The 26,762-nt window shown below is 71.2% G+C and carries 22 protein-coding genes; 11 read left to right on the plus strand and 11 right to left on the minus strand.

From position 1 onward, the window contains the following. Positions 1-105: 105 nt before the first annotated feature. The 3 genes from AB0P17_RS08735 to AB0P17_RS08745 all read right to left on the minus strand — a co-directional run bounded on the left by AB0P17_RS08735 (position 106) and on the right by AB0P17_RS08745 (position 2,650). A complete protein-coding gene (locus tag AB0P17_RS08735; protein ID WP_365808898.1) occupies positions 106-1,053 on the minus strand; it encodes a beta-ketoacyl-ACP synthase III in 948 nt (315 codons plus the stop codon). Positions 1,054-1,167: 114 nt separating this feature from the next. After that, positions 1,168-1,314 carry a hypothetical protein gene (locus AB0P17_RS08740; protein ID WP_365808899.1) on the minus strand — a complete coding sequence of 49 codons (147 nt, stop codon included), beginning with the start codon at positions 1,312-1,314 and terminating at the stop codon, positions 1,168-1,170. Further along, on the minus strand, positions 1,277-2,650 hold the full coding sequence (locus tag AB0P17_RS08745; RefSeq protein ID WP_365808901.1) for an OFA family MFS transporter: 1,374 nt from the start codon (positions 2,648-2,650) through the stop codon (positions 1,277-1,279). Before AB0P17_RS08745 ends, AB0P17_RS08740 begins: the two co-directional genes overlap by 38 nt. A 184-nt stretch (positions 2,651-2,834) precedes the next feature. Between AB0P17_RS08745 and AB0P17_RS08750 the strand changes: the two genes are divergently transcribed. From AB0P17_RS08750 to fdhD, 5 genes are all read left to right on the plus strand, one after another. Next, entirely contained in the window at positions 2,835-3,806 is a 972-nt protein-coding gene (locus tag AB0P17_RS08750) for a 2-dehydropantoate 2-reductase (protein ID WP_365808902.1), read from the plus strand. Positions 3,807-3,925: 119 nt separating this feature from the next. Then, a complete protein-coding gene (locus tag AB0P17_RS08755; RefSeq protein ID WP_365808904.1) occupies positions 3,926-5,857 on the plus strand; it encodes a molybdopterin-dependent oxidoreductase in 1,932 nt (643 codons plus the stop codon). Between the two features lie 4 nt (positions 5,858-5,861). Next, complete coding sequence (locus AB0P17_RS08760) at positions 5,862-7,841, plus strand: NADH-ubiquinone oxidoreductase-F iron-sulfur binding region domain-containing protein (protein WP_365808905.1); 1,980 nt, start codon at positions 5,862-5,864, stop codon at positions 7,839-7,841. Next, entirely contained in the window at positions 7,838-8,695 is an 858-nt protein-coding gene (locus AB0P17_RS08765) for a 2Fe-2S iron-sulfur cluster-binding protein (RefSeq protein WP_365808907.1), read from the plus strand. Before AB0P17_RS08760 ends, AB0P17_RS08765 begins: the two co-directional genes overlap by 4 nt. Positions 8,696-8,737: 42 nt before the next feature. Continuing rightward, a complete protein-coding gene (gene fdhD / locus AB0P17_RS08770; protein WP_365808909.1) occupies positions 8,738-9,577 on the plus strand; it encodes a formate dehydrogenase accessory sulfurtransferase FdhD in 840 nt (279 codons plus the stop codon). A 216-nt stretch (positions 9,578-9,793) separates the two neighbouring features. On the opposite strand, the gene AB0P17_RS08775 is transcribed toward fdhD, so the two are convergent. Then, positions 9,794-10,843 (minus strand): bile acid:sodium symporter family protein, encoded by a 1,050-nt coding sequence (locus AB0P17_RS08775; RefSeq protein WP_365808911.1) that lies wholly within the window; start codon positions 10,841-10,843, stop codon positions 9,794-9,796. 136 nt (positions 10,844-10,979) lie between these two features. Between AB0P17_RS08775 and AB0P17_RS08780 the strand changes: the two genes are divergently transcribed. The 3 genes from AB0P17_RS08780 to AB0P17_RS08790 all read left to right on the plus strand — a co-directional run bounded on the left by AB0P17_RS08780 (position 10,980) and on the right by AB0P17_RS08790 (position 14,896). Then, a complete protein-coding gene (locus AB0P17_RS08780) occupies positions 10,980-11,876 on the plus strand; it encodes a LysR substrate-binding domain-containing protein (RefSeq protein WP_365808912.1) in 897 nt (298 codons plus the stop codon). A 263-nt stretch (positions 11,877-12,139) separates the two neighbouring features. After that, positions 12,140-13,963 carry a long-chain fatty acid--CoA ligase gene (locus tag AB0P17_RS08785; RefSeq protein WP_365808914.1) on the plus strand — a complete coding sequence of 608 codons (1,824 nt, stop codon included), beginning with the start codon at positions 12,140-12,142 and terminating at the stop codon, positions 13,961-13,963. A 105-nt stretch (positions 13,964-14,068) separates the two neighbouring features. Beyond that, complete coding sequence (locus AB0P17_RS08790; protein ID WP_365808916.1) at positions 14,069-14,896, plus strand: aldo/keto reductase; 828 nt, start codon at positions 14,069-14,071, stop codon at positions 14,894-14,896. A gap of 92 nt (positions 14,897-14,988) precedes the next feature. Here AB0P17_RS08790 and AB0P17_RS08795 read toward each other — a convergent pair whose 3' ends face one another. Beyond that, complete coding sequence (locus AB0P17_RS08795) at positions 14,989-15,957, minus strand: AraC family transcriptional regulator (protein WP_365808918.1); 969 nt, start codon at positions 15,955-15,957, stop codon at positions 14,989-14,991. Between the two features lie 25 nt (positions 15,958-15,982). Then, a complete protein-coding gene (locus AB0P17_RS08800) occupies positions 15,983-16,288 on the minus strand; it encodes a 4a-hydroxytetrahydrobiopterin dehydratase (RefSeq protein WP_365808920.1) in 306 nt (101 codons plus the stop codon). A gap of 123 nt (positions 16,289-16,411) precedes the next feature. Between AB0P17_RS08800 and AB0P17_RS08805 the strand changes: the two genes are divergently transcribed. The 3 genes from AB0P17_RS08805 (at position 16,412) to AB0P17_RS08815 (ending at position 18,651) form a co-directional block, all read left to right on the plus strand. Beyond that, the gene (locus AB0P17_RS08805) at positions 16,412-17,254 is read left to right on the plus strand and encodes a helix-turn-helix transcriptional regulator (RefSeq protein ID WP_365809124.1); all 843 of its coding nucleotides are present in this window, start codon (positions 16,412-16,414) and stop codon (positions 17,252-17,254) included. Positions 17,255-17,368: 114 nt separating this feature from the next. After that, positions 17,369-18,265 carry an RNA polymerase sigma factor SigF gene (locus AB0P17_RS08810; RefSeq protein ID WP_365808921.1) on the plus strand — a complete coding sequence of 299 codons (897 nt, stop codon included), beginning with the start codon at positions 17,369-17,371 and terminating at the stop codon, positions 18,263-18,265. Positions 18,266-18,393: 128 nt separating this feature from the next. Beyond that, on the plus strand, positions 18,394-18,651 hold the full coding sequence (locus AB0P17_RS08815; RefSeq protein WP_365808923.1) for a hypothetical protein: 258 nt from the start codon (positions 18,394-18,396) through the stop codon (positions 18,649-18,651). 80 nt (positions 18,652-18,731) lie between these two features. Here AB0P17_RS08815 and AB0P17_RS08820 read toward each other — a convergent pair whose 3' ends face one another. The 5 genes from AB0P17_RS08820 to AB0P17_RS08840 form a co-directional block, all read right to left on the minus strand. Continuing rightward, positions 18,732-21,800 carry a glycoside hydrolase family 38 C-terminal domain-containing protein gene (locus AB0P17_RS08820; RefSeq protein WP_365808925.1) on the minus strand — a complete coding sequence of 1,023 codons (3,069 nt, stop codon included), beginning with the start codon at positions 21,798-21,800 and terminating at the stop codon, positions 18,732-18,734. A 79-nt stretch (positions 21,801-21,879) separates the two neighbouring features. Beyond that, complete coding sequence (locus AB0P17_RS08825) at positions 21,880-23,145, minus strand: glycosyl hydrolase (protein WP_365808927.1); 1,266 nt, start codon at positions 23,143-23,145, stop codon at positions 21,880-21,882. Positions 23,146-23,241: 96 nt separating this feature from the next. Further along, positions 23,242-24,102, minus strand: a complete 861-nt coding sequence (locus AB0P17_RS08830; protein WP_365808929.1) for a carbohydrate ABC transporter permease — start codon at positions 24,100-24,102, stop codon at positions 23,242-23,244. Continuing rightward, a complete protein-coding gene (locus AB0P17_RS08835; RefSeq protein ID WP_365808931.1) occupies positions 24,099-25,082 on the minus strand; it encodes a sugar ABC transporter permease in 984 nt (327 codons plus the stop codon). The genes AB0P17_RS08830 and AB0P17_RS08835 overlap by 4 nt, the downstream gene beginning before the upstream one ends. Before the next feature lie 17 nt (positions 25,083-25,099). Next, positions 25,100-26,392, minus strand: a complete 1,293-nt coding sequence (locus tag AB0P17_RS08840; RefSeq protein WP_365808933.1) for a sugar ABC transporter substrate-binding protein — start codon at positions 26,390-26,392, stop codon at positions 25,100-25,102. Between the last annotated feature and the right edge of the window lie 370 nt (positions 26,393-26,762).

The following is a 26,762-nucleotide window of genomic DNA, read 5'->3' on the forward strand; positions in this document are numbered from 1 at the left end:
ATGACGGTGGGCGACAGCCGTTGGTGGACCACACGTGCCCGCACCGTGCACGTGAGGGCATCGCCACATTGGCTATCGTCTACAGTCTACCGAGATCCGCCGGGTTCATGGGCAGCGGATGACCTGACCCGCGTAGGAGAGGTTGCCGCCGAAGCCGAAGAGCAGCGCGGGAGCCCCGGAGGCGACCTCGCCGCGCGCCACGAGCTTGGAGAGCGCCATCGGGATCGAGGCGGCGGACGTGTTGCCCGATTCCACGACATCCCGGGCGATGACCGCGTTGACCGCGCCGATCTTCTGGGCGACCGGCTCGATGATCCGCAGGTTCGCCTGGTGCAGCACGACGGCGGCCAGGTCCTCGGGCGCGACACCGGCCCGCTCGCAGACCTTGCGGGCGATCGGCGGGAGCTGGGTGGTCGCCCAGCGGTAGACGGACTGGCCCTCCTGCGCGAAGACGGGCGGGGTGCCCTCGATCCGTACGGCGTGCCCCATCTCGGGCACCGACCCCCAGAGCACCGGGCCGATCCCCGGTTCCTCGTCGTCGCCGGTCGCCACGACGACGGCCGCGCCCGCGCCGTCGCCGACCAGAACGCAGGTCGTACGGTCCGTCCAGTCGGCGATCGCGGCCATCTTGTCCGCGCCGATGACCAGCACCCGCGAGGCGGAGCCCGCCCGTACGGCGTGGTCGGCGGTGGCGAGGGCGTGGGTGAAGCCCGCGCACACCACGTTCAGGTCCATGACGGCCGGTGCCCCCATGGAGAGCCGGGCGGCGACCCGCGCGGCGGTGTTCGGCGACCGGTCGATCGCCGTGGAGGTGGCGACCAGCACCATGTCGATGTCGGCCGGGTCGAGACCGGCCGCGGCGAGCGCCTTGGCGCCCGCGTACGCGGCCAGCTCGTCCACCGGCTCCTCAGGACCCGCCACGTGCCGGGTCCTGATGCCGACCCGGCTCGTGATCCATTCGTCACTGGTGTCGACCATCGCCGCCAGGTCGTCGTTGGTGAGCACTTTGGCGGGCTGATAGTGCCCCAGCGCGGCGATACGAGTTCCGGTCATGCCCCGGACCCCCTCTTCGTCGACGTACAGGAATGCTCCAGTCTCGTCAGCGACTCACCGGTAGGGGTGCAGGGGAATCGACAGGATTCCACCACGCTGCTTGGAGACTCCGCCTCATCCGGTGAAAAGCTGGGCGGCCTTCAGGACCAGTTCGTACACACCGTACGCGAGGGGGATCCCCACCCAAAGCCAGGCGAAGACGATCAGACCGGTACGGCCGGATTCAGGAGTGCTGGCGCTGTTCGCCGGCGAGCTGGTCATCGGCTGCCTCCCTCGGTGCGGGAACGTGGTGACGGGGGTGGACGGGCCTGACGAGTTCGTTGGCGACGAAGCCGACGACGAGCAGACCGATCATGATCGTGAAGGAGAGCCCGTAGAGCCCGGCGCCGCTCTTGCCCGCCTCCTCCTGGCTGTCGGCGACCCAGTTGACGATGAGCGGGCCGAGGACCCCGGCGGTGGACCAGGCGGTGAGCAGGCGGCCGTGGATCGCGCCCACCTGGTACGTGCCGAACAGGTCCTTGAGATAGGCGGGGATGGTGGCGAAGCCGCCTCCGTAGAAGGAGAGGATCACCAGCGCGCAGACGATGAAGAGCGGCTTGGAGGAGTCGCCGAACTGCGCGATGAGCAGGTACATGACGGCGCCGACGCCGAGGTAGACACGGTAGATGTTCTTCCGGCCGATCAGGTCCGAGGTGGAGGACCAGCCGATCCGGCCCGCCATGTTGGCCGCGGAGAGCAGCGCGACGAACCCGGCGGCGGCCGAGACAGAGACGGGCGTCGACGTCTCCGCGAAGAAGTCGGTGATCATCGGGGCGGCCTTCTCCAGGATCCCGATTCCCGCGGTCACGTTCATGCACAGGACGAGCCACAGGCACCAGAACTGCGGGGTGCGCACGGCGGATTTCGCGGAGACCTGCGCGGTGGAGATCAGGGAGCCGGCGGCCGCCTGAGGCGCCTTCCCGTCCGCGCCCTCCGGCGCCTTCTGCCGGTAGCCGGGCGGGGGTACGCGGACCAGCAGCACGCCGAGCGTCATGAACGCGGCGTACACCAGGCCGTGCGTGAGGAAGGCGTACGCGATGCCCTCCGAACCCGTGCCGTACGACTTCAGCATCTGCGCGGACCACGGCGAGGCGATGAGCGCGCCGCCGCCGAAGCCCATGATGGCGATGCCGGTGGCCATGCCGGGCCGGTCGGGGAACCACTTGATCAGGGTGGAGACCGGGGAGATGTAGCCGATACCGAGGCCGATCCCCCCGACGAACCCGTAGCCGAGGACGATCAGCCAGAACTGTTCGGTGGCGGCGCCGAGCGCGGCGATCAGGAAGCCGGACGAGAAGCAGCACAGGGCGACGGTCATCGCCCAGCGCGGCCCGTTGCGTTCGACGAGGGTGCCACCGAAGGCGGCCGAGAGACCGAGCATCACGATGCCCAGTTGGAACGGGAGGGCGCTCTGGGTGCCGGAGAGACCGAGCGCGGATTCGAGCGGGGGCTTGAACACGCTCCAGGCATAGGCCTGGCCGATCGAGAGGTGCACCGACAGCGCGGCGGGGGGCACCAGCCAGCGGCTCCAGCCGGCGGGCGCGAGTGGTGGGGTCATGTCCGGACTCTAGGAACCCGGATGCCCTGTTGGGAAGATCTTCCAGCGGGGGACTTTGCCGACCGCATACCGCACAGGAGCCTTGTCGGCCAGAACTCCATACTGTAGACAATATATCGCCGACCGTGCAGTCGGCAGGCACACGCCTTCCCTCGGTCCCCTCAACCGAACGGAGAGCCTCACCGTGAAAGTCGCAGTCGTCGGCGCCGGAGCGATCGGCGCCTATGTCGGAGCCGCCCTGCACCGGGCCGGCGCCGATGTCCATCTCATCGCCCGTGGACCGCATCTGGCGGCCATGAGGCAGTACGGAGTCCAAGTGCGCAGCCCGCGCGGGGATTTCACCGCACGGGTGCACGCCACCGACCGGCCGGACGGCATAGGTCCGGTCGACTACGTGTTCCTGGGTCTGAAGGCGAACTCCTACGCGGCGTGCGGGCCGCTGGTGGCGCCGCTGCTCCAGGAGCGCACGGCGGTCGTCGCCGCCCAGAACGGCATCCCCTGGTGGTACTTCCACGGCCACGGGGGTCCGTACGACGGCCGGCGGGTCGAGAGCGTCGACCCCGCCGGCTCGGTCAGCGCGGTCCTGCCGCCCGGGCGTGCGATCGGGTGCGTGGTGTACGCGGCGACGGAGCTGGCGGGACCCGGCGTGGTCCGGCATCTCGAAGGGACCCGGTTCTCGATCGGCGAGCCGGACCGCTCGGTCTCGGCGCGCTGTCTGGAATTCGGCGAGGCCATGCGGACGGGCGGTCTCAAGTGCCCGGTCGAGCCCGAGCTGCGCGAGGACATCTGGATCAAGCTGCTCGGCAACATCTCCTTCAACCCGATCAGCGCGCTGACCCGCGCCACCATGCGGGAGATGTGTCTGCACCGCTCCACCCGCGAGGTCATCGAGCTGATGATGGTGGAGTCCCTGCGGGTCGCGGCGGCGCTGGGCTGTCACCCCGCCATCTCCGTCGAGCGACGCCTCGCGGGCGCGGAGCGGGTCGGCGACCACCGGACCTCCACGCTCCAGGACCTGGAGAAGGGCAAACCGCTGGAGCTGGACGTCCTGCTCGCCGCCGTCGTGGAGCTCGCGGAGATCACCGGGACGGACGTCCCGACGCTCCGCACGGTGGGCGCGATCTCCGATCTGCTGGCCCGCGGCGCCGCCGCCTGATCCGGCGGGTGCGCGGCCGAATCCCTTCCACAGGGCTTCCGTTGCGCACCCGCCTACAGAATACTGTATGCAATGACCTTGCGTACGACCGCCGGCCCTCACTCCGAGGAGAGCGCAGCGTGAAGAAGCGAGACCGAACGCCGAAGACATACGCCCGCATCACGCACCCGATGGTGCGGGACACCAAGGACGGCCCCCTGCGCCGGGCGACCTGGGACGAGGCGCTGGACCGGGCGGCCGAGGGACTCGGCGCCGCGCGCGGCGCGTTCGGGATGTTCTCCTGCGCCCGCGCCACCAACGAGATGAACTACGTCGCGCAGAAGTTCGCACGGGTGGTGATGGGCACCAACAACGTGGACTCCTGCAACCGCACCTGCCACGCGCCGAGCGTCGCCGGGCTCTCCGCCGTCTTCGGCTCCGGCGGCGGCACCTCCTCGTACGGCGAGGTCGACCACACCGACCTGATCGTGATGTGGGGCTCCAACGCCCGCTTCGCGCACCCGATCTTCTTCCAGCACGTCCTGCGCGGCATCAGGAACGGCGCGCGGATGTACGCCGTCGACCCGCGCCGCACCTCCACCGCCGAGTGGGCCGAGAGCTGGCTCGGGCTGAACGTCGGCACGGACATCCCGATGGCCCACGCCGTCGGCCGCGAGATCATCCACGCGGGGCTGCCCAACGTGTCGTTCATCGAGCGCGCGACGTCCGGGTTCGAGGCGTACGCGGCCGAGGTCGAGCCCTGGACCCTCTCGGCGGCGGAACAGGTGACCGGGGTGCCCGCCGAGGCGATCAGGGACCTCGCCCACGCCTACGCCCGCGCCGAACGCGCGCAGCTCTGCTGGACCCTGGGCATCACGGAGCACCACAACGGCACCGACAACGTCCGCGCGCTGATCAACCTGGCGCTGCTCACCGGGCACGTCGGACGGTACGGCTCCGGAGTGCAGCCGCTGCGCGGCCAGAACAACGTGCAGGGCGGCGGCGACATGGGCGCCATCCCGAACCGGCTGCCGGGCTTCCAGGACATCCTGGAGCCGGACGTACGGCGGAAGTTCGAGACCGCGTGGGACACCGTCATCCAGCCGCGCTACGGGCTCAACCTGACCGACATGTTCGAGGCCATGGAGACCGGCGCCCTCAGGGCCGTCTACTGCATCGGCGAGAACCCCGCCCAGTCGGAGGCCGACAGCGAACAGGCCATGGAGCGGATGCGGCGGCTCGACTGCCTCGTGGTGCAGGACATCTTCCTCACGAAGACCGCCGAACTCGCCGACGTGGTGCTGCCCGCCACCGCCGCGTGGGCCGAGACCGACGGCACCACCACCAACAGCGAACGCCGGGTGCAGCGCGTCCGCAAGGCCGTGGAACCGCCCGGCGAGGCGCGCGAGGACATCGACATCATCTGCGACCTCGCGGGCCGCCTCGGCCACGCCTGGAAGTACGCGGACGCCGAGTCGGTCTGGAACGAACTGCGGTCGGTCTCCCCCGACCACTACGGCATGACCTACGAACGGCTGGCGGAGCACCAGGGCATCCAGTGGCCGTGCCCCGACACCGAGCGGCTCGAACCCACCTTCCTGCACGGCCGGTTGTGGGAGAACGACCCGGAACGGCGCGGCAGGCGGGCCCCCTTCGGCCTGGTCCGGCACGACCCGCCGGTCGACCTGACCGACGACCGCTACCCGATCAGGCTCACCACGGGACGCCGGCTCGACTCGTACAACACCGGTGTGCAGAGCGGGAGTTTCGCCTCCCCGCTGCGCCGGGGCGAGTACGTCGAGCTGTGCCCGGAGGACGCCGAGCGGTACGGGGTGAGCGCCGGTGAGGAGGTACGGATCAGCTCCCGGCGCGGCACCGTACAGGCACCGGTCTGGATCGACCCGGGGCTGCGCCCGGGGCTGGCCTTCATGACCATGCACTTCCCGGACGAGGTGGACACCAACCAGCTCACCATCGAGGCCAACTGCCCGATCGCGGGCACCGCCGAGTTCAAGGCGTCCGCGATCCGGATCGAGAAGCTGCCCCTCCCCTCCGTCCCGACAAGGAGCTGAACAGGTGGATCTGCGCTTCGGTGACAGCAAACCGACCGACGAGGAACGCGCGGCGGTCGACGCCCTCCTCGGCCCGCCCGGCTCCGCCTGGGAGGGCGCGGACGACCGTACGGACACGGATCTGCGCTGGGCCCGCGGCGGCCGGGAGGCGCGCGAGCGGCGCGATCTGCTGCTGCCGGGGCTGCACGCGGTCAACGACCGGGTCGGCTGGATCAGCGAGGGCGCCCTGGACTACCTCTGCCGGCGGCTGACCGTGCCCCCGGCCGAGGCGTACGGAGTCGCCACGTTCTACGCGATGTTCGCCGTCCGGCCACGCCCCGCGAAGGTGCTGCACGTCTGCACCGACCTGGCCTGCGCGAGCCGCGGCGCCACCGGCCTCCGCGCCGAGCTGGAACGACACCTCGGCCCGGCGGGCACCCCGGTGGGCGGCGGCGCGGCGGACGGCGGGGACACAGGCGCCGCGAGCACATCCGCCGGAGGGCTCGTCTGGCAGCCCAGCCCCTGTCTCGGCCTGTGCGAACGGGCCCCCGCCGCGCTGCTCGTCCAGGCGGGCGCCCCGGCCGGGACCGCCACCGCGCAGAACCCGCCGGCCCGCCCGTACGCCACCGCCGTCGTCGCGCCCGCCACCGCCGACGCCCTGGTGCGCGCCGCGGCCGAACCCCTCGCGGCCCCCGCCGAACCCGGCGCCGCGAGCGCCGTACCGCAGGCCGGGCAGCCCGGACTCACCCTGCTGCGCCGCGTCGGCGTCGTCGACCCGTACAGCCTCGACGACTACCGCGCCCACGGCGGCTACACCGCGCTGCGCCGGGCCTTCGGCCTCGGGCCCGCCGGTGTGATCCGCGAGGTGACCGACTCCGGTCTGGTCGGCCGGGGCGGCGCCGCGTTCCCCACCGGGCGCAAGTGGCAGGCCACCGCCGCCCAGCCCGCCCACCCGCACTACCTGGTCTGCAACGCCGACGAGTCCGAACCCGGCACCTTCAAGGACCGGGTGGTCATGGAGGGCGACCCGTACTCCCTCATCGAGGCGATGACCATCGCCGGATACGCGGTCGGCGCGCACCGCGGCTTCCTCTACCTGCGCGGCGAGTACCCGCGCGCCCTGCGCCTGCTCCAGCACGCCATCGACCGGGCGCGCGCCCGCGGACTGCTCGGCGACGACATCCTCGGCCAGGGCTACGCGTTCGACATCGAGATCCGCCGCGGCGCCGGGGCGTACATCTGCGGCGAGGAGACCGCCCTGTTCAACTCCATCGAGGGCTACCGCGGCGAACCGCGCTCCAAGCCGCCCTTCCCCGTGGAACAGGGCCTGTTCGGCAAGCCGACCGCCGAGAACAACGTCGAGACGCTGATCAACGTGCTGCCCATCCTCACCGGCGGCGCCCAGGCGTACGCGGCGACCGGCACCGCCGGATCCACCGGTCCCAAACTCTTCTGCGTCTCCGGGAACGTCGGCCGCCCCGGCATCTACGAACTCCCCTTCGGTGCCACCCTCGGCGAACTCCTCGACCTGGCCGAGGCGCCGGACACCGTACGCGCCATCCTGCTCGGCGGCGCCGCCGGCGGCTTCGTACGCCCCGACGAACGCGACATCCCGCTCACCTTCGAGGGCACCCGCGCCGCCGGCACCACACTCGGCTCCGGGGTCGTCCTCGTCCTCGACGACACCGTCGAACTCCCCCGCATGCTGCTGCGCATCGCCGAGTTCTTCCGCGACGAGTCGTGCGGACAGTGCGTGCCCTGCCGGGTCGGCACCGTCCGCCAGGAGGAGGCCCTGCACCGGATCGCCGAGCGCCCGGGCGCCGCGGCGGCCGGCGACATCGCGCTGCTGCGCGAGGTCGGCCGGGCCATGAAGGACGCCTCCATCTGCGGACTCGGGCAGACCGCCTGGAACGCCGTCGAATCCGCTATCGACCGACTGGGTGTCTACGACACCGCCCACGAGACCGCCCACGATCCCGCCCACGAGACGGAGAGCGCCCTGTGACCGCGATACCGCTCCAGCCGCCGCGCCGGCTGGTCGAGTTCACCCTCGACGGCCAGGAGACCCGAGTGCCCGAGGGCGCCACGATCCTGGACGCCTGCCGCGCCGCGGGCAAGGACATCCCGACCCTCTGCGAAGGCGACACCCTCACCCCGAAGAACGCGTGCCGCGTCTGCGTGGTCGAGGTCGAGGGCGCCCGGACGCTCGCCCCCGCCTGCTCCCGCCGCGCCGAACCGGGCATGACCGTCGTCACGGACAGCGAGCGCGCCCGGCACAGCAGAAAGATCGTCCTCGAACTCCTCGCCTCGGCGACGGACCTCTCGACCACGCCCAGGGCCGCCGAGTGGATCAAGGAGTACGAGGCGAAGCCGGCCCGCTTCGGCCCGGACGCGGCCCGGCTCGACGAGGAACCCAAGATCGACAACGATCTCTACGTCCGCGACTACGACAAGTGCATCCAGTGCTACAAGTGCGTCGACGCGTGCGGCGAACAATGGCAGAACACCTTCGCGATCTCCGTCGCCGGCCGCGGCTTCGACGCCCGGATCTCCACCGAGCACGACGCGCCGCTCACCGACTCCGCCTGCGTCTACTGCGGCAACTGCATCGAGGTCTGCCCCACCGGAGCCCTGAGCTTCAAATCCGAGTTCGACATGCGCGCCGCGGGTACCTGGAACGAGACGGCGCAGACCGAGACCACCACGATCTGCGCCTACTGCGGCGTCGGCTGCAACCTGACGCTCCACGTACAGGACAATGAGATCGTGAAGGTCACGTCACCGCACGACAACCCCGTGACACACGGCAACCTCTGCATCAAAGGCCGCTTCGGCTTCCAGCACGTACAGCAGCGCTGAACGGGCCGACATCTCGACGAGCAACGAGTAGGACTGATCACCATGGGACGGGTCACCGAGCGCCGCCGCACCATCCGGATCCGGGACGGGATCGTCACCACCCGGCCCGACACGCTGGTCGCCGAGGAACCGCTGGAGATCCGCCTCAACGGCAAACCCCTCGCCATCACCATGCGCACCCCCGGCGACGACTTCGCGCTCGCGGCCGGCTTCCTCGTCAGCGAAGGCGTACTCGCCGCCGCCTCCGACGTCCGGTCCATCGTCTACTGCGCGGGCGCGCAGGCCGACGGCACCAACACCTACAACGTCGTCGACGTCCAGCTCGCCCCCGGCGTCCCCGTCCCCGACATCACCCTCGAACGCAACGTCTACACCACCTCCTCGTGCGGACTGTGCGGCAAGGCCAGCCTCGACGCCGTCCGCACGACCGCCCGCTTCCCCATCCACGACACTCCCCCGGTCCGGGTCGAACCCGCCCTGCTCGCCGGCCTCCCCGACCGGCTGCGGGCGGCGCAGGCGGTCTTCGACCGGACCGGGGGGCTCCACGCCGCGGCCCTCTTCTCGGAGGACGGCGAACTGCTCGACATCCGTGAAGACGTCGGCCGCCACAACGCCGTCGACAAACTCGTCGGCCGCGCCCTGCGCCAGGATCTCCTGCCGCTCTCCCGGGCCATCCTCCTGGTCTCCGGACGCGCCTCCTTCGAACTGGCGCAGAAAGCCGTCATGGCGGGCATCCCCGTACTGGCGGCGGTCTCCGCACCGTCATCGCTCGCCGTGGACCTGGCCGCCGAAACCGGGCTCACCCTCGTCGGCTTCCTCCGCGGCCCCTCCATGAACGTGTACGCGGGAGACGAACGGATCGCACTGCACACCGGCGTATGACCGCACCGGGGTGCGACCCTCCCCCGCCGCACGGGAAGGGACCCGGCCGGCGGGGAGCGCCCCCTGCGTCGGCCGGGTTCCCCTCTTTTTTGAGGGCTCGGTTCGCCTCCGGGGCGCTTCAAGTCGCCGTCGACGGTTGACCGTGCTCGGCTCACTCGCCGGCGTGGCGGGGAGGCGGGCCGATGAACCGGCACGGTGACACCGCGGCCCGGGCTGTCAGCGCGTTCCCGCCGGGACGGCCTCGTCCGGGGCCGTGGACCCGCCGGGGAGCGGCTCCCCGGACCGTGACTCCGGATCGCCCGCGCGGCGCTTGGCCAGGACCGCGCAGACCATGAGCTGCATCTGGTGGAAGAGCATCAGCGGCAGCACCGCCAGGCTCGCCTGCGCCCCGAAGAGTACGGTCGCCATCGGCAGCCCCGCCGCCAGGCTCTTCTTCGAGCCGGCGAACTGTATGGCGACGCGGTCCTCCCGTACGAAGCCGAGCCGCTTCGCGCCGTACCAGCTCGCCGCCAGCATCGCCGCGAGCAGCACCGCCTCCACGGCCAGCAGCGCCCCGAGCCGCGCCGGGGTCACCTGGTGCCAGATGCCCGTCACCATGCCCTCGCTGAACGCGGTGTAGACGACCAGCAGCACCGAGCCCCGGTCCACCAGGCCCAGCACCTTCTTGTGCCGGGCGAGGAAGCCGGCCACCCAGCGGCGCAGCAACTGGCCCGCCAGGAACGGCAGCAGGAGCTGGGCGACGATCTTGAACAGGGAGCCGGCGGAGAAGCCGGCCGTGCCGCCGCCGATCAGCAGCGCGGCCAGGAGCGGGGTGATGACGATGCCGACGAGGCTGGAGAAGGAGCCCGCGCAGATCGCGGCGGGCACGTTGCCCCGGGCGATGGACGTGAAGGCGATGGACGACTGGACCGTCGACGGCACCAGGCAGAGGAAGAGCAGCCCGCTGTAGAGCTGCGGGGTGAGGACGAACGGCACCAGGCCCCGGGCCGCCAGTCCCAGCAGCGGGAAGAGGACGAACGTACAGGCGAGGACGGTCACGTGGAGCCGCCAGTGCCGTAGCCCGTCGGTCACCTCGCGGGTGGAGAGCCGCGCGCCGTAGAGGAAGAACAGCAGGCCCACCGCGCCGGTCGAGGCGCCGCCCGCGAACCGCGCGGCGGTGCCGGAGACCGGGAGGAGCGCGGCGAGGCCGACGGTCGCGAGAAGGGCCAGGACGTACGGGTCGACCGGCAGCCGGGACAGGATGCTCGGGACGGTGCGGCGGTTCATGTGCTCCACTACGGGCGGTCTCGCGGGGTCGGTACAGATCGTGCCTCCCCATCCTGCGCCCCCTTGCCTTGATCGGGAATCCCGCATACCACTCTGACTGTCATCATGTTTCGCGATGAGCCCGTACGCTGGACTCATGTACGACCCCGGACAGCTCCGCACCTTCCTGGCCGTCGCGCAGACGCTCAGCTTCACGCAGGCGGCCCGCCGGCTGGGGGTGCGCCAGTCCACCGTGAGCCAGCACGTCCGCCGCCTGGAGGAGGCGACGGGGCGGCCGCTGTTCACCCGCGACACGCACAGCGTGGAGCTGACGGAGGACGGCGAGGCCATGCTCGGCTTCGCCGGGACGATCCTCGCGGCGCACGACCGGGCGGCGGCGTTCTTCACCGGTACCCGGCTGCGCGGGCGGCTGCGGTTCGGCGCGTCGGAGGACTTCGTGCTGACCCGGCTGCCGGAGATCCTGGAGGCCTTCCGGCGTGACCACCCCGAGGTCGATCTGGAACTGACCGTCGGGCTGTCGGGCACCCTGCACGAGCAACTCGCGGCCGGCGGGCTCGATCTGGTGCTGGCCAAGCGGCGTCCCGGCGACACGCACGGCCGGCCGGTCTGGCGGTCCACCCTGGTGTGGATCGGGGCGCCGCGGTTCCGGCTCGACCCGGACCGTCCGGTGCCGCTGATCGTCTTCCCGCCGCCCGGCATCACCCGCGCCCGGGCGCTGGAGGTGCTGGAGGCGCACGGCAGGCACTGGCGCGTCGCGTGTACGAGCGCCAGCCTGAGCGGGCTGACAGCGGCGGCCCGCGCGGGGCTCGGCGTGATGGCCCACACCCGCGGGCTGGTCCCGCCGGGCCTGGTGCCGGTCCCGGCCAGGGCGGGCCTGCCCGAGCTGGGCGAGGTGGAGTTCGTCCTGCTGGACGGCGGCCGCTCCGGCCGGCCGGGGCCGGGCGGCGGGGCGACCCGGGCGGCGGCGGACGCGCTGGCCGCGGCGATCCTGGCGGGCGGCGACCGGCTGCACCGGCCGCCCGCCGGGGACTGACGCGCCTACGTTCGGGTGCGTACCAGGAGTCCCGCACCGGTAGAGCGCCGGTGAGCACGGCGTACGGATTCGGTGGAGATTTCCGCGTTGTCTCCTTACTCCGGGGTCAGAACAAGGCCCCAGCCCACCGGGATATTCCGGCTTCCACCGCTCTGACCTGCGGTGACGCCGTGCGGTACCGGTTGTTCCCGCCGACACCACCCGGTCCTGCAAGGTGGGGTACCGTCACCGCGCTGTGCGGAGCGCCACAAGGAGCCAGGTCATTGCGCGAGTTCACCGTTCCCCCTCTGCCGGCCGCCCCCCACGTCGGTGGGCTCGCGGACGCCGTGTACGACCATGCCCTGGACGATCCCGGCCGGGTCGCCCTCGGCCGCAAGGACGCGGCGGGCCGCTGGCACGACGTGACCTCGGCGGCCTTCCGTGACGAGGTGCTCGCACTGGCGAAGGGGCTGCTGGCACAGGGGGTGCGGTTCGGGGACCGGGTCGCGATCATGTCCCGTACCCGCTACGAGTGGACGCTCTTCGACTTCGCGCTCTGGTCGGTCGGCGCCCAGCCCGTCCCCGTCTACCCGACCTCCTCCGCCGAGCAGATCTACTGGATGATGCACGACGCGGAGGTCTCGGCCTGTGTGGTCGAGGACGAGGACCACGCGATGACCGTCGGTTCGGTCATCGGCCGGCTGCCGCGGCTGAGACGGCTCTGGCAGCTCGACGCGGGCGCGCTGGACGAGCTGTACGCGGCGGGCGCGGGGATCGAGGACGAGGTGGTGCACCGGCACCGTACCGCCGTCACCCCCGACTCCGTGGCCACGGTGATCTACACCTCGGGCACCACGGGCCGCCCCAAGGGGTGCCTGATCACCCACGCCAACTTCATGTTCGAGGCGGACACCGTGCTGGCGCGGTGGGAGCCGGTCTTCCACACCAGGTCGGGCGACGAGGCGTCGACGCTGCTCTTCCTGCCGCTCTCGCACGTCTTCGGCCGCATGATCGAGATCGCGGCGATCCGCGGCCGGGTCAAGCTCGGCCACCAGCCGGCGCTCCAGGCGAGTGCGCTGCTGCCCGATCTGGCCGCGTTCCGGCCGTCGTTCATCCTGGCCGTGCCGTACATCTTCGAGAGGGTCTACCACGCGGCGCGCCGCAAGGCGGAGACGGAGGACAGGGCCGGCGCCTTCGACAAGGCGGTGGAAGTGGCGGTGCGGTACGCGGAGGCGGTGGAGCAGCGGGCCTTCGACCTCGGCCCCGGTCCCTCGGCCGGGCTGCGGATGCAGCACCGGTTCTTCGAACGGGCGGTGTACGGGCGGATCCGCGAGGCGATGGGCGGGCGCGTCCGGCACGCCATGTCGGGCGGATCCGCGATGGACCGGCGGCTCGGGCTGTTCTTCGCGGGCGCGGGCGTCCGGATCTACGAGGGGTACGGGCTCACCGAGTCCTGCGCGGCGGCCACCGCCAACCCGCCCGAGCGCACCCGGTACGGAACGGTCGGGCAGCCGATCCCCGGCACCTCCGTGCACATCGCGGACGACGGAGAGGTGTGGCTGCGCGGCGGCCAGATCTTCGCGGGCTACCTCAACGACCCGAAGGCCACCGACGCCGTCCTCAACGAGGAGTGGCTGGCCACCGGGGACCTGGGGGCCCTGGACGAGGACGGCTACCTGACCATCACCGGACGGAAGAAGGAGATCCTGGTCACCTCCGGCGGCAAGAGCGTCTCGCCGGTGGTGCTGGAGGAGCGGGTACGGGCCCACGCGCTGGTCGCGCAGTGCATCGTGGTCGGCAACGACCGGCCCTACGTCGCGGCGCTGGTGACGGTGGACCAGGAGGCCGTCGACCACTGGCTGGCCGTCCGGCGCAAGCCGCCGCTCAAGGCCGCCGAGCTGGTGCGGGACCCGGATCTGGAGGCGGAGATCCGGCGTGCGGTGGTGGCCGCGAACACGGCGGTCTCGCAGGCCGAGTCGATCCGTACGTTCCGGATCCTGGCGCACCCCTTCAGCGAGGCGCGCGGACTGCTGACCCCGTCGCTGAAGCTCAAGCGGAAGGCGATCGAGGCCGCCTACGCGGCCGAGGTCGCGGCACTCTACCGTTGAACACCTGTCCTCAGGAGACGGAGCGGACGGGCGGACGGGAATCCGCCCGGCTCCGAAATCGTTGGACGACCGAGCAGCAACCGACGACGTTAGGATCGACCGCCCGTGAGCAAGGTCCCCACCCTCACCCTCCACAACGGCATCGAGATGCCCCAGCTCGGCTTCGGCGTCTGGCAGGTTCCGGACAGCGAGGCGACACAGGCCGTGACGACCGCTCTGGAAGCCGGCTACCGCAGCATCGACACCGCGGCCGTCTACGGCAACGAGGAGGGCACCGGCAAGGCCCTCGCCGCCTCGGGCATCGCCCGTGAGGAACTCTTCGTCACCACGAAGCTGTGGAACGGCGACCAGGGCTACGACTCGACGCTGCGCGCGTTCGACGTGTCCCTCGGCAAGCTCGGCCTCGACCACGTCGACCTGTATCTGATCCACTGGCCGACCCCGGCCGCCGACAAGTACGTCGACACGTACAAGGCGTTCGAGAAGATCCTCGCCGACGGGCGCGCCCGGTCCATCGGCGTCTCGAACTTCCTCCCCGAGCACCTGGAGCGGCTGCTCGGCGAGACCTCCGTGGTTCCGGTGCTCAACCAGATCGAGCTGCACCCGCAGCTCCAGCAGGCCGAGTCCCGGGCCTTCCACGCGAAGCGGTCCATCGCGACCGAGGCGTGGTCGCCGCTGGGCCAGGGCAAGGGGCTGCTGGAGGTCCCGACGGTGGTGGCGATCGCGCGCAAGCACGAGCGGACCCCGGCCCAGGTCGTGCTGCGCTGGCACCTCCAGCTGGGGAACGTGGTGATCCCCAAGTCGGTGACCCCGTCCCGGATCCGGGAGAACATCGACGTGTTCGGCTTCGAGCTGGACGCCGACGACCTGGCCGCGTTCGCGGCGCTGGACGAGGGCAGGCGCCTCGGCAGCCACCCGGCGGAGGTCAACTGAGTGCGCGGTGCCGTCCGTACGCCGTCCGTACGGACGCCCGGCCGGGCCGTGCCCGGTCGCGCGGCCGTACGGCCGTAGGGGCGTACGGGCGGTCAGCCCGAGACGAGCGTCCGGGAGACGGCCGGCGTCACGTTCCTGCGGAACTCCTGCGGGCTGACGCCCCGGACCCGCTTGAAGGCGGCGCTCAGCGCGAACGAGCCGCTGTAGCCGACCTTCCTGGCCACCGACTCGACCGTGGCGTCCGTGCCGCGCAGCAGATCCGCGGCCGTGGCCAGCCGCCAGCCGGTGAGATAGGCCATCGGGGGCTCCCCGACCAGTTCGGTGAAGCGCCGGGCCAGCCCGGCGCGGGAGATGCCGCACGCGCCCGCGAGGGAGGCGACCGTCCAGGGCTTGGCCGGCTCGTCCTGGATCAGCCGCAGGGCCTTGCCGACCACCGGGTCGGCCATCGCGCCGTACCAGCCGGGCGCCTCGGCCCCCGGGCGTGAGAACCACTCCCGGAGCGCGGCTATCAGCAGCAGGTCGAGGACCCGGTCGAGCACGACGCTCTGCCCCGGGTCGTCCCGGGAGATCTCCTCCTCCAGAACGGGCGTCAGCGGGCAGCTCCACGCGTCGGCGGGCAGCCGCACCAGCGGCGGCAGCGCGTCCAGCAGCCGGCGGCTCACCTCGCCGTCCATCCGGTAGGTCCCGACGAGCATCGTCGTACCGCCGTCAGGAGCGTTGCCCCAGGTCCGTACGCCCAGCCGCATGGACTCCGCGAGCGGTTCGCCCTCCAGAGTGCGGCAGACCCCGCCGGGGCCGATCACCGCGCAGGGCACCGCGTCCGGCCGGTCGCCGGCGGTGTACGGGTCGGGGCCACGGCTGATGGCGATGTCACCGGCGCGCAGCACCACGGGGTCGCCGCCGCCGTCCGGGACGATCCACGCCTCGCCGCTGGTGACGCACATCAGACAGAGCGGCGCGCGGTCCTCGATCCGGACGGCCCAGGGCGGCTCCATCACCATGCGCAGCAGAAAGGCCCCCCGGGCACGCGGTCCGTCGAGAAGCCCGGCGAGTACGTCCATGACTCCAGGGTAGTTGGGCGCCCCGTCAGCGGGCGCCGTGCGCCGGGGCCAGCTCCTCGACCCGCTGCGCGAGCGCGAAGTCCCTGGTGGTGACGGCGCCCCCCGCGTCATGCGTGTTCACGGCGAGGACGACCGTGCGGTAGCCGAGGGTCAGGTCGGAGTGGTGGTTCAGCTCGTCCTGGACCGCCGCGACATGGGCGACCAGCGCGGCGGCGGCACGGTGCGAGGCGAGCCGGTACGTGCGGGTGATGCGCCCGTCCTCCAGGGTCCAGCCGGGCAGCTCCCGCAGCCGGTTCTCGATCTCGTCCTGCGACAGCGGCTCGACGGCCATGGCGGTGCTCCTCGGGGAAAGGAAGGGGGGGAAGGAAAGGGAAGGGCTGGGGAAGGAGAAGGGGCGGGCGACGCGGCCGACGATACGGGGCTGTACTACGGTCCTCCTATGGCGGCGCGCGCGATGGCGGCAGACGGTACAACGGCTCCCTCCTCCCCCGGTGGCGCGTTCGGCCCGCTGCTGCGCGGCTGGCGGACCCGGCGGCGGCTCAGCCAGCTCGAACTGGCGCTGCGCGCCGACTCCTCGGCCCGCCACATCAGCTTCGTCGAGACGGGCCGCGCCCGCCCGAGCGAGGAGATGGTGCTGCGGCTCGCCGACCGTCTCGACGTCCCTGTGCGGGAGCGCAACGCCCTGCTGCTGGCGGCCGGCTACGCGCCCCGCTTCACGGAGACCGCGCTGGACGACCCGGCCATGGGCGCGCTCCGCGAGGGGCTGGCGCGGCTGCTGCGCGGGTACGAGCCGTACCCGGCGCTGGTCGTGGACGGGACGTACACGGTGGTGGCCGCGAACCGGGGCGTCGCGATGCTGCTGGAGGGCGTGCCGGAGCGACTGCTCACGCCGCCGCTGAACGCCATGCGGCTCACCCTTCACCCGGAGGGGCTCGCCGCCCGGATCCGCAATCTGCCACAGTGGCGCGGGCATCTCCTGGACCAGATGGGCCGTCAGCTCGCCCTGCACCGCTCCCCCGCGCTGCGGGCGCTGTACGAGGAGGTCGCCGCGTATCCGCCGCCGGAGCGGTCCGGGGAGGCGGCCGGGGAGACGGTGGCCGCGACGGACGCCGGGGCGTCCGAGCCGCTCTTCGCGCTGCCGATGGTGATCGAGCACGACGGCCGGACGCTGTCCTTCGTCTCGTCCATCTCCACGTTCAACACGCCGATGGACGTGACCGTCGCCGAGCTGGCCATCGAGACGTTCGTCCCGGCGGATCCGGCGACGGTCACGTATCTGGCGTCGCTCACTCGGTAAAACATGGCGCGTTTCCAAGGGTGTTCAAAAACTCTTGACAGAACGGTGCATGAGAATCGGAAGCCGGGGCACTAGCCGAACTTGTACGGTCCGCTGCGTTGGAGGGTGAGTGTCATGACGACCAGAACTGTGAGTGCTGTCGAGGCGGAGCAGCTGGCGGGCGTCCTGGCGGCCGGAACGGTGGCGAGCGGGACGACCGGTGAGCTGCCCCGTATCGAGGACCCCACCAAGATCGCTCCGAAGGACGCGCGGGCGCTGTCGAAGCTCTTCTTCGACCAGCTCCAGGTCCTTGAGGAAGGCACGCCCGAATACCAGTACGCCCGCAATACGCTGATCGAGATGAACCAGTCGCTGGTGCGGTTCGCGGCGAGCCGCTTCCGCAACCGGGGCGGCGGCGACCTGGAGGACGTGCTCCAGGTGGGCACGATCGGTCTGATCAAGGCGATCGACCGGTTCGACCTCTCCCGCGAGGTCGAGTTCACCTCCTTCGCGGTGCCGTACATCGTCGGTGAGATCAAGCGTTTCTTCCGCGACACGAGCTGGGCCGTCCATGTTCCGCGCCGCCTCCAGGAGCTGCGCGTCGAGCTGGCCAAGGCCAAGGAGCACCTGGCGACGGTCCTGGACCGGGACCCGACCGTCAGGGAACTCTCCGAACTGCTCGGCCTCACCGAGGAGGAGGTCATCGAGGGCCTCGTCGCGACCAACGGCTACACGGCCGGTTCGCTGGACATGCCCACGAACGAGGACGGCGGCACCGGCGGCGGCCGGACCTTCGCCGATGTGCTGGGCGAGACGGACCCGGCGATGGAGAAGGTCGAGAACCTGCACGCCCTGGCGCCGCTGCTGGAGCAGCTCGACGAGCGGGAACGCTCCATCGTGACGATGCGGTTCGGCCAGGAGATGACGCAGTCGCAGATCGGTACGGAGCTGGGCGTGTCGCAGATGCACGTGTCCCGGCTGCTCAACCGCATCATCACGCGGCTGCGCGCGGGGATGCTCGTCGAGGAGTAGGCCGGGGAACGGGCGGCCTGGCGCGGTGTCACGCCCCGTTGTCAAACCCATGGATCAGACTGGGGGGTCCTGACGGTTCCCGGAGTACGGGGACCGTGGACCCACGGATCCATGGGGAGGAAGCCTCGATGGCCATCACCACGTCCCGCACCCCCGCCGCCCCGGACGAGCGCACCGCCGCCCGCGCCTATCTGCGGCTGCTCGCGGCCGTACGCGCCGTGCTGGACGACCCGGCGCGGGCGTCCCTGGCCGTCCCGCTCCTCGCGGCCCCGATGGCCGAGGCCGACGAGGCGCTCACGGCCGCCGGGTTAGCGGGCAACGAGCGGTCGTTCCTGGATCTGGTCTCCGCGCAGGCGCTGGGCGGCGGGCCGGAGCACCGCGGGTGACCGCTGCCGGGCGGGCGGCGGTCACCCGGCCCGAAGGCGGGCGGCGGCCCCGGCAGGGGCCCGCCGCCCGCTCCCGCGGGTCAGCCCCGGGTCAGCCGCAGCGTCACCAGTTCGAACGGGCGCAGCGAGAGCAGGACCGCGCCGTCCGCCAGCCCGGGTCCGCCCGCGCCGCCGGCCAGGTCGGCCGACGGCCGCTCCAGCAGGTCGGTGACGGCGATCCCGGTGGCGTCGAAGCCGAGAGTGACCCGCGCCCTGGCCCGGCCGCCGGTCGCCTCGTAGAGCCGTACGACGAGGTCGCCGCTCGCGTCGTCGGCGAGCTTGACCGCGCTGACGACGACCGCGTCGTTGTCGACGGTGACCAGCGGCGCGACCTCCCCCGATCCGGTGAGCCGGCGCTCGGGCAGATTGACGCGGTAGCCCTCCCGTACGGCGTCACCGATCGCCGCGCCGGGGGCCAGCGCGTGCCGGAAGCGGTGGATGCCCTGGTCGGTCTCCGGGTCGGGGAAGCGCGGCGCGCGCAGCAGCGAGACCCGGACGGTGGTGGTCGTACCGGCGTCCGAGGCCCGGACCGTACGGGTCACGTCGTGTCCGTACGTCGAGTCGTTGACGAGGGCGACGCCCCAGCCCGGCTCCTCCAGGTGGACGAAGCGGTGGTTGCACGCCTCGAACTTGGCCGCCTCCCAGCTGGTGTTGGTGTGGGTGGCCCGGTACACATGGCCGAACTGGGTCTCCGAGGCGTACCGCTCCGCGTGGATGTCCAGCGGGAAGGCGGCCTTGAGGAACTTCTCCGTCTCGTGCCAGTCGACCTCGGTGTCGATGTCGAGCCGCTTGGCGCCCGGCGTGAGGGTCAGGAGCTGGGTGACCTTCGACGCGCCGAAGGACCGCACGACCCGCACGCCGACGGTGCCCGCGCCGGCCGCCGCGTCCGCGGTGCCGTCGCCCTCGACGGGGGTCAGCTCGTCGAGGTCCGTCAGATCGGTGACGGTGTTCCGGTAGAACTCGTCGACGTCCCACGCGTCCCACTGGTTGGGGAAGTCGGGGTGGATCTGGAGCAGGTTGGCCGCCTCGCCCGGGGCGATCGTCTCCCGCTCCGCGCTGATGTCGTACGCCGAGACGACCAGGCCGCGGCCGTCGACCTCGACCTCCAGCAGGCCGTTGCTGAGCACGAAGCCGCCGCCCTCACGCGCCGTGAGCTGCGCGCCCGCGCCACCGCCGGCCGGTCCCGCCGCGCCCGCCGCGACCCCGCCGCGCGCGTGCGGCGCCGCGTTGAAGACCAGGGGCGTGCCGCCGGCCGGGTCACCGGCGAGGGCGCGCTGCGCGGTCTCGATGACGCCGGTCAGCTCGGCCGCGACCTTCGCGTAGGTCTTCTCGGCCTCGCGGTGCACCCAGGCGATGGACGAGCCGGGCAGGATGTCGTGGAACTGGTGGAGCAGCACCGTCTTCCAGACCCGGTCGAGCAGTTCGTACGGGTAGGCCGCGCCGGTCCTGACGGCGGCGGTGGCGGCCCACAGCTCGGCCTCCCGCAGCAGGTGCTCGCTGCGCCGGTTGCCCTGCTTGGTCTTCGCCTGACTGGTGAGGGTGGCGCGGTGCAGCTCCAGGTAGAGCTCGCCGACCCAGACGGGCGGGTTCGGGTACTCGGCCTCGGCCTTGGCGAAGAAGGCGCCGGGGGTCTCCCACTCGACCGTCGCGGAGCCTTCGAGGCTGCGCATCCGGGCCGCCTTGGCGATCATCTCGCGGGTGGTGCCGCCGCCTCCGTCGCCCCAGCCGGTGGGCGCGAGCGAGTGGCGTGCGACGCCCTTCTCCTTGAAGTTCTTCGCGGCGTGGGCGATCTGCTCGCCCGTCATGGAGCAGTTGTACGTGTCGACGGGCGGGAAGTGGGTGAAGATCCGGGTGCCGTCGATGCCCTCCCAGCGGAAGGTGTGGTGCGGGAACTTGTTGATCGTGGACCACGAGATCTTCTGCGTGAGCAGCCACTTGGATCCGGCGGCCTTGATGATCTGCGGCAGCCCGGCGGCGAAGCCGAAGGTGTCGGGCAGCCACGCCTCGTCGTTCTCGACGCCGAACTCGTCGAGGAAGAAGCGCTTGCCGTGCACGAACTGGCGGGCCATCGCCTCGGATCCGGGCATGTTGGTATCGGACTCGACCCACATGCCGCCGGCCGGCACGAACCGGCCCTCGGCGACGGCCTTCTTGACCTTGGCGTAGACCTCGGGGCGATGCTCCTTGATCCAGGCGAACTGCTGCGCCTGGGACATCGCGAAGACGAACTCGGGCTCGTCCTCCAGCAGGGCGGTCATGTTGGCCGTCGTCCGGGCGACCTTGCGGACCGTCTCGCGCAGCGGCCACAGCCAGGCCGAGTCGATGTGCGCGTGGCCGACCGCGCTGAGGCGGTGGGAGGTGGCCGGCGCGGGGGTGGCGAGCACCTCGGCGAGCTGCTCACGGGCGGCGGCGGCCGTGCCGTTCACGTCCTGGAGGTCGACGGCGTCGAGCGCGCGGCTGATCGCGCGCAGGATCTCCCAGCGGCGGGCGCCCTCCACGGGCAGCTCGGCCATCAGCTCGCCGAGCACCTCCAGGTCCTGGATGAGCTGCCAGACCGTCTCGTCGAAGACGGCGAGGTCCATCCGGGCGAGGGTGTACTGCGGTTCGCTGCCCGCGGTCTCCTTGTCGCCGAGCTTCGTCGGCAGGAAGGGGTGGTAGTCGAGGATGACGGGGTTGGACGCGGCCTCGATGTGCAGCAGCACCTCTTCGCCACCGGCGGCGGGCGCCCCGATCCGTACCCACTGGTTGCGCGGGTTGAGGCCCTTCACGGGGGTGCCGTCGGGGCGGTAGACCAGGCCCTCGCACTGGAATCCGGGCATGTTCTCGTCGAAGCCGAGGTCGAGGATCGCCTCGACGGTACGGCCCGCCCACTTCTCGGGGACGGTCCCGGAGACCCGGAACCAGCTCGTGCCCCAGGGCGCGCCCCAGCGGTCGCCCACCGCGACCGGCCCGGCGGGCCCGGCGATGCCCTCCTCGACGGGGACGGGCTCGCCCGGCGCGTGCCAGACGGCGACGTCGAGCGGGATCGACTCGGGGTATACGGCGGGCCTGATGCGTTCGTCGAGGACGCGCTTGAGACGGCCTTCGACCAGGGTGCGGTCGTCGTGCATGTGGGGTGCTCCTGAGGTGCGTGGGTGCGGTGGGTGCCGTGGGTGCGGTGTCCCGCCGGGCGGGCCCGGCGGCGGTCCTTCAGCGGACGTCGTCGGGGTGGACGACCTCCGTGATGCCGCGGGCGGCGAGATGGGCGCGGTCCCCGGCCCGGCTCGCGAGGACGGCGGTGGGCCGGGCGCCCGCCTCGGTCAGCCGGGCGAACGCCTCGAAGAACGCGCCGCCGGGAGCGCAGGTGGCGCGGACGGGCGCGGTGTCAGCGGCATCACCGGTGTCACCGGTGTCGACCGCGAGGGCGAGGGTGCGCGGCGCGGGCGCGTAGGCGCGCTCCCGCCACTCGGCGACCGTACGGGCGAGGGCCTCCCCGGCCGGTTTGACCTTCCGGTCGTTGGTCAGCAGGCCGAGTCCGTACTCCAGTTCCGGGAAGTCGGCCAGGGAGCGCGACACATCGTGCGAGCACCACCAGGTGACGCCCCAGACGTCGGCGCAGTCCAGTGCGGCGGCCACCGTGGCATCGGTGAACGCGGCGGCGTGCTCGGCCGGGATGAGCGGCGCGGGGGCGCCGACCTCCTGGAGCCAGACCGGTCGGCGCGGTTCCAGGGCCCACGCCTTGGACAGCTCGATCATGTACGCGGCGTGGTGCTCGGTGGCGGTGCCGGTACGGCCGTGGCGCTGCGCGGTGCCGTTGAACACCCAGGAGTGCACCGCGGTGACGGCGCCGATCCTGGCCGCGTGCGCGGGGGTGAAGGCGTGTCCGTCCTGGTACCAGGCCGCGTCGTACTCGGCGTGCAGATGGAGCTTGCCGGGGGCGCCCTCCTCGCATGCCGCCAGGAGCGTACGCAGCCAGCTTCCGGCCTGTTCCGGGGTGATGGGGTCGGGGTCGGGGTGCGGCGGCCCGGAGAACTGGTTGATCTCGTTGCCGATGGTCATGCCGATGAAGTTCGGCCGGTCGGCGAGGGCGGCGGCGAGCGTACGGAGGTAGGCGGCCTGCCCGGAGACGACATCGTTGTCAGTGAAAAGGTTCCGCCGGTGCCAGGTCCGGGTCCAGGCGGGCAGGAAGTCGAAGCTCGACAGATGGCCCTGGAGCCCGTCGACGTTGACGTCCAGGCCGCGTTCGGCCGCGGCGTCGACGAGTTGGACGAGTTGCTCGACGGCGCGCGGTCTGATCAGGGTGCGGTTGGGCTGGAAGAGCGGCCAGAGCGGGAAGACCCGGATGTGGTCCAGGCCGAGCCCCGCGATCGAGTCCAGGTCGGCGCGTACGTCGTCCAGGTCGAAGTCCAGCCAGTGGTGGAACCAGCCCTGGCTGGGCGTGTAGTTGACGCCGAAGCGCGGTGCGGGAGTGCTCATGGGAGGCAACGTTGTCCTGCTTCTGTGCGGAGCGTGCGGTGGTGCGTGTGGTGCGTGTGGTTCCTCTGGTGCGTATGGCCCGTGCGGTGCGTGGCGTCAGCCCTTCACGGCGCCTTCGCCGACGCCCCGGAAGAAGTAACGCTGGAGACAGGCGAAGAGCACGATGAGCGGGACCACGGCGATGATCGTCCCCGCGGCGACCAGCCGGGGGTCCTGGGCGAAGGTGCCGTGGAGGTAGTTGAGTCCGACGGTCAGGGTGAAGTTCTCCGGGTCGCTGAGGACGATGAGCGGCCAGAGGAAGTCGTCCCAGGCGCCCATGAAGGCGAAGATCGCGACGACGGCGAGGGTGCCCTTGACGGCGGGCAGGGAGATCCGCAGGAAGCGCTGCCAGACGTTGGCGCCGTCGACGAAGGCCGCCTCCTCCACCTCGTGCGGCAGGTTGAGGAAGGCGTTGCGCATCAGCAGCACGTTCATCGCGCCGATGCATCCCGGCAGCAGCACGCCGATGAGGGTGTTGTTGAGGCCGAGGTCCCGCATGGTGGTGAACTGGGCGATGATGATGCCCTCGACGGGGACGAGCATCGCGAGGATGAACCCCAGGGTCGCGGCGGTCCGGCCCCGGTAGCGCAGCCGGGCGAGCGCGTAGCCGGCCAGGGCGGCGCCGACGCAGTTGGTGACAACGTTGGCGAGGGCGACCTTGAGCGAGTTGAACGCGTACTCCCACACCGGGATGATCTCGGCGACCCGGCCGTAGTTGTGGAGGGTCACATCGTCCGGGAGGAAGGTCGGCGGGTAGCTGTAGATGTCCTCGGTGGGGCCCTTGAGCGAGGTGGAGAGCTGCCAGAGGAACGGCCCGATCATCACGGCGAGCATGACGAGCAGCAGCGCGTAGCGGACGGCGAGCTGCCAGGGCGCGATGCGCCGGCCCTCGGCGTCGGTGGCCTTCAGGATGGTCACGCGTCCTCCTTGCGGTCGGCGCGCAGCACCAGGAGCATCAGGGCGACCGTGACGACGAAGACGACCACGGAGATCGCCGAGGCGTAGCCGACCCGGCCGCTGAGCCCGGTGCCGACCCGCTGGACGAGCATGACCAGGGTGGTGTCCTGGCCGGCCGGTCCGCCGCTCGGGCCCGCCATCAGATAGACCTCGGAGAAGACCTTGAAGGCGGCGACCGAGGAGAGCGCCGCGACGAGGACCATGGTGGAGCGTACGGCGGGCACGGTGACGGTGACGAAGCGGCGGATGGCCCCGGCGCCGTCGACGGCCGCGGCCTCGTGCAGTTCGCGCGGTACGTTGGCCAGCGCGGCCAGGTAGATGATCATGTAGTAGCCGAGGCCCTTCCAGACCGTGACGGCCATCGCGCTGAAGAGCAGCAGCCACTGGTCGCTGAGGAAGCCGACCCGGCCGACGCCGACGGCCTCCAGCACCGCGTTGACCAGTCCGCGGTCGTCGAGCAGCCAGACCCAGATGAGGCCGACCACCACGATCGAGGCGACGACGGGGGTGTAGAAGGCCGAGCGGAAGAAGGTGATGCCGGGGATCTGCCGCTCGACCAGCATCGCGAGCAGCAGCGGCAGCAGGACCAGGGCCGGGACGACGCAGAGGACGTACAGCGTGCTGTTGCGCAGCCCGATCCAGAACATCTCGTCGTGGATCAGCTCCCGGAAGTTGTCCAGGCCCACGAAGCTGCCGGCGATCAGGGTGCGGCGGTCGGTGAAGGAGTTGATGACGGTGCTGAAGAAGGGATAGAGACTGAAGGCGCCGACGATCAGCAGTCCCGGGGCCGCGAACAGCCAGGGACTGAGGGTGTGTTGACGCCGGATCCCGCGGACGGGCCCGCCGCGGGGCCCACGGCCCCCGGAGCCGGAGCTCCGGAGCGTGGGCCCCGCCGCGGCGGATTCCGGGGGAAGCGCCCGGGGGGCGGTGGAGCTTGTCATGGTGCGGGGCTCAGCTCTCAGCTCTGCTTGAGCAGACGGTCACAAGCCTCGACGGCCTGGTCGAGCGCGGCCTGCGGGCTCTGCTTGCCCTGGAGCGCCTTGGCGACCTGGTTGCGCAGCTCGGTCTTCATCTGCTCGCTGAACAGGACGGGCGTGTAGTTCTCGGCCTTCTTCAGGGACTTGGCGGCGGCGATCCGTACGCGCGTCTCGTCGGTGCCGTCCTCCTTGGTGAAGTACGGGTCGTCCAGCGAGCCCTTGGTGCTCGGGAAGATGGCGACCTGCTTGGCGAAGGACATCTGGCGGGTCGCGTCGGTGACGAAGTGCGCGAAGGCGATGGCGGCGGGCTTCTCCTTGGTCTTGGAGTTGACCATCATGCCCATGACGTACATGTTGACCTTGCCGGTGTTGCTGATCTGGTCGGTGATCCCGATGTTCTTGTAGAGGTTCGGGGCCTTCGTCTTGAAGTTCTCCAGATCCAGCGCGCTGCCCGGGTTCATGGCCACGGACTCGGTGAGGAACTTGGTGCCGGAGGACTCGGGGGTCGCGGTCAGCGCCTGGGAGTCGAGCGCCTTGGCCTCGAACAGCTCCTTGTACTTGGTGAGCAGTTCGACGCCCTTGGCGTCGTTGAAGGCGAAGCCGGTGCCCTTGTCGTTCATGAGCTGCACGCCGTAGCGGCCGAAGTCCTCGATCGTGGGCACCTGGGCGAGGGTGGCGATCTTGCCGTTGCTCTGCTCGGCGAGCTTCAGCCCGTCCTTGAAGACCTGGTCGTAGGTGGTCGGGGGCTTCTCGGGGTCGAGACCGGCCTCGCTGAACAGGCGCTTGTTGTAGAAGGTGGGGCCGGTGTTCAGGTACCAGGGGAAGCCGTACGTGCCCTCCATGCCCGGTATCTGGTGGCTCTTCCAGGCGTCCGGCAGATAGTCCTTGGCGAAGCCGGCGGCCGTCTTGTCCTTGTCGAGGTCAAGGGCGAGTCCGGCCTTGGCCAGCGGGGCCACCAGGTCGGGGGAGATGTTGACGACGTCGGGCAGTGTGCCGCCCGCGGCATCCGCGCTGAGCTTGTCCGCGTACCCCTCGGCCGGCCGGTCGACCCACTTCACCTCCGTGTCGGGGTACTCCTTCTCGAAGTCCTTGATGACTCCGTTGAAGTAGTCCTTGAAGTTGGCCTGGAGGTTCCAGGTCTGGAAGGTGATCTTGCCCTTGATGGCGCCCGAGGCGTCGGAGGACTCGTCGTCGGATCCTCCGCCACAGGCGCTGAGAGGCAGGACAGTGGCGAGAACAGCGGCGAGGGCGACTGCTCTTCGGGAGATGCGCACGGTGAACGGCTCCTTCTGCTCGGACCAGGCGTGCGGTGGGCGAGCCGGAGCTTCGGCGCCCCGACTCCTTATGCCCAGCAGACCTTGCAAGGTGCGCGGGTGAAAGTCAACACATTCTCGCCACAAACACGGCCGAAGTTGGTTTCACCGCAGGTCACAGGGGGCATTACGGTTTAGTTGCGGGAGGTTACTAATGCGCTTTAGGATGCTCTGACTCAAGCGCATTAGTCCGGAGTCACGATGGCTCGTCCGATACGGCAGGAAAAGGGGATCCGAGGTGGCAGCCAACCAGCCGTCGGCCGGAGAGACCCGGGCCCCCGCGGACACCTCGCCGGCCACCGGTGCCCGGCCGGGTGGGGAGCCTCCGCCG

The organism is Streptomyces sp. NPDC088124, assembly GCF_040685895.1.
Lineage (GTDB): Bacteria > Actinomycetota > Actinomycetes > Streptomycetales > Streptomycetaceae > Streptomyces.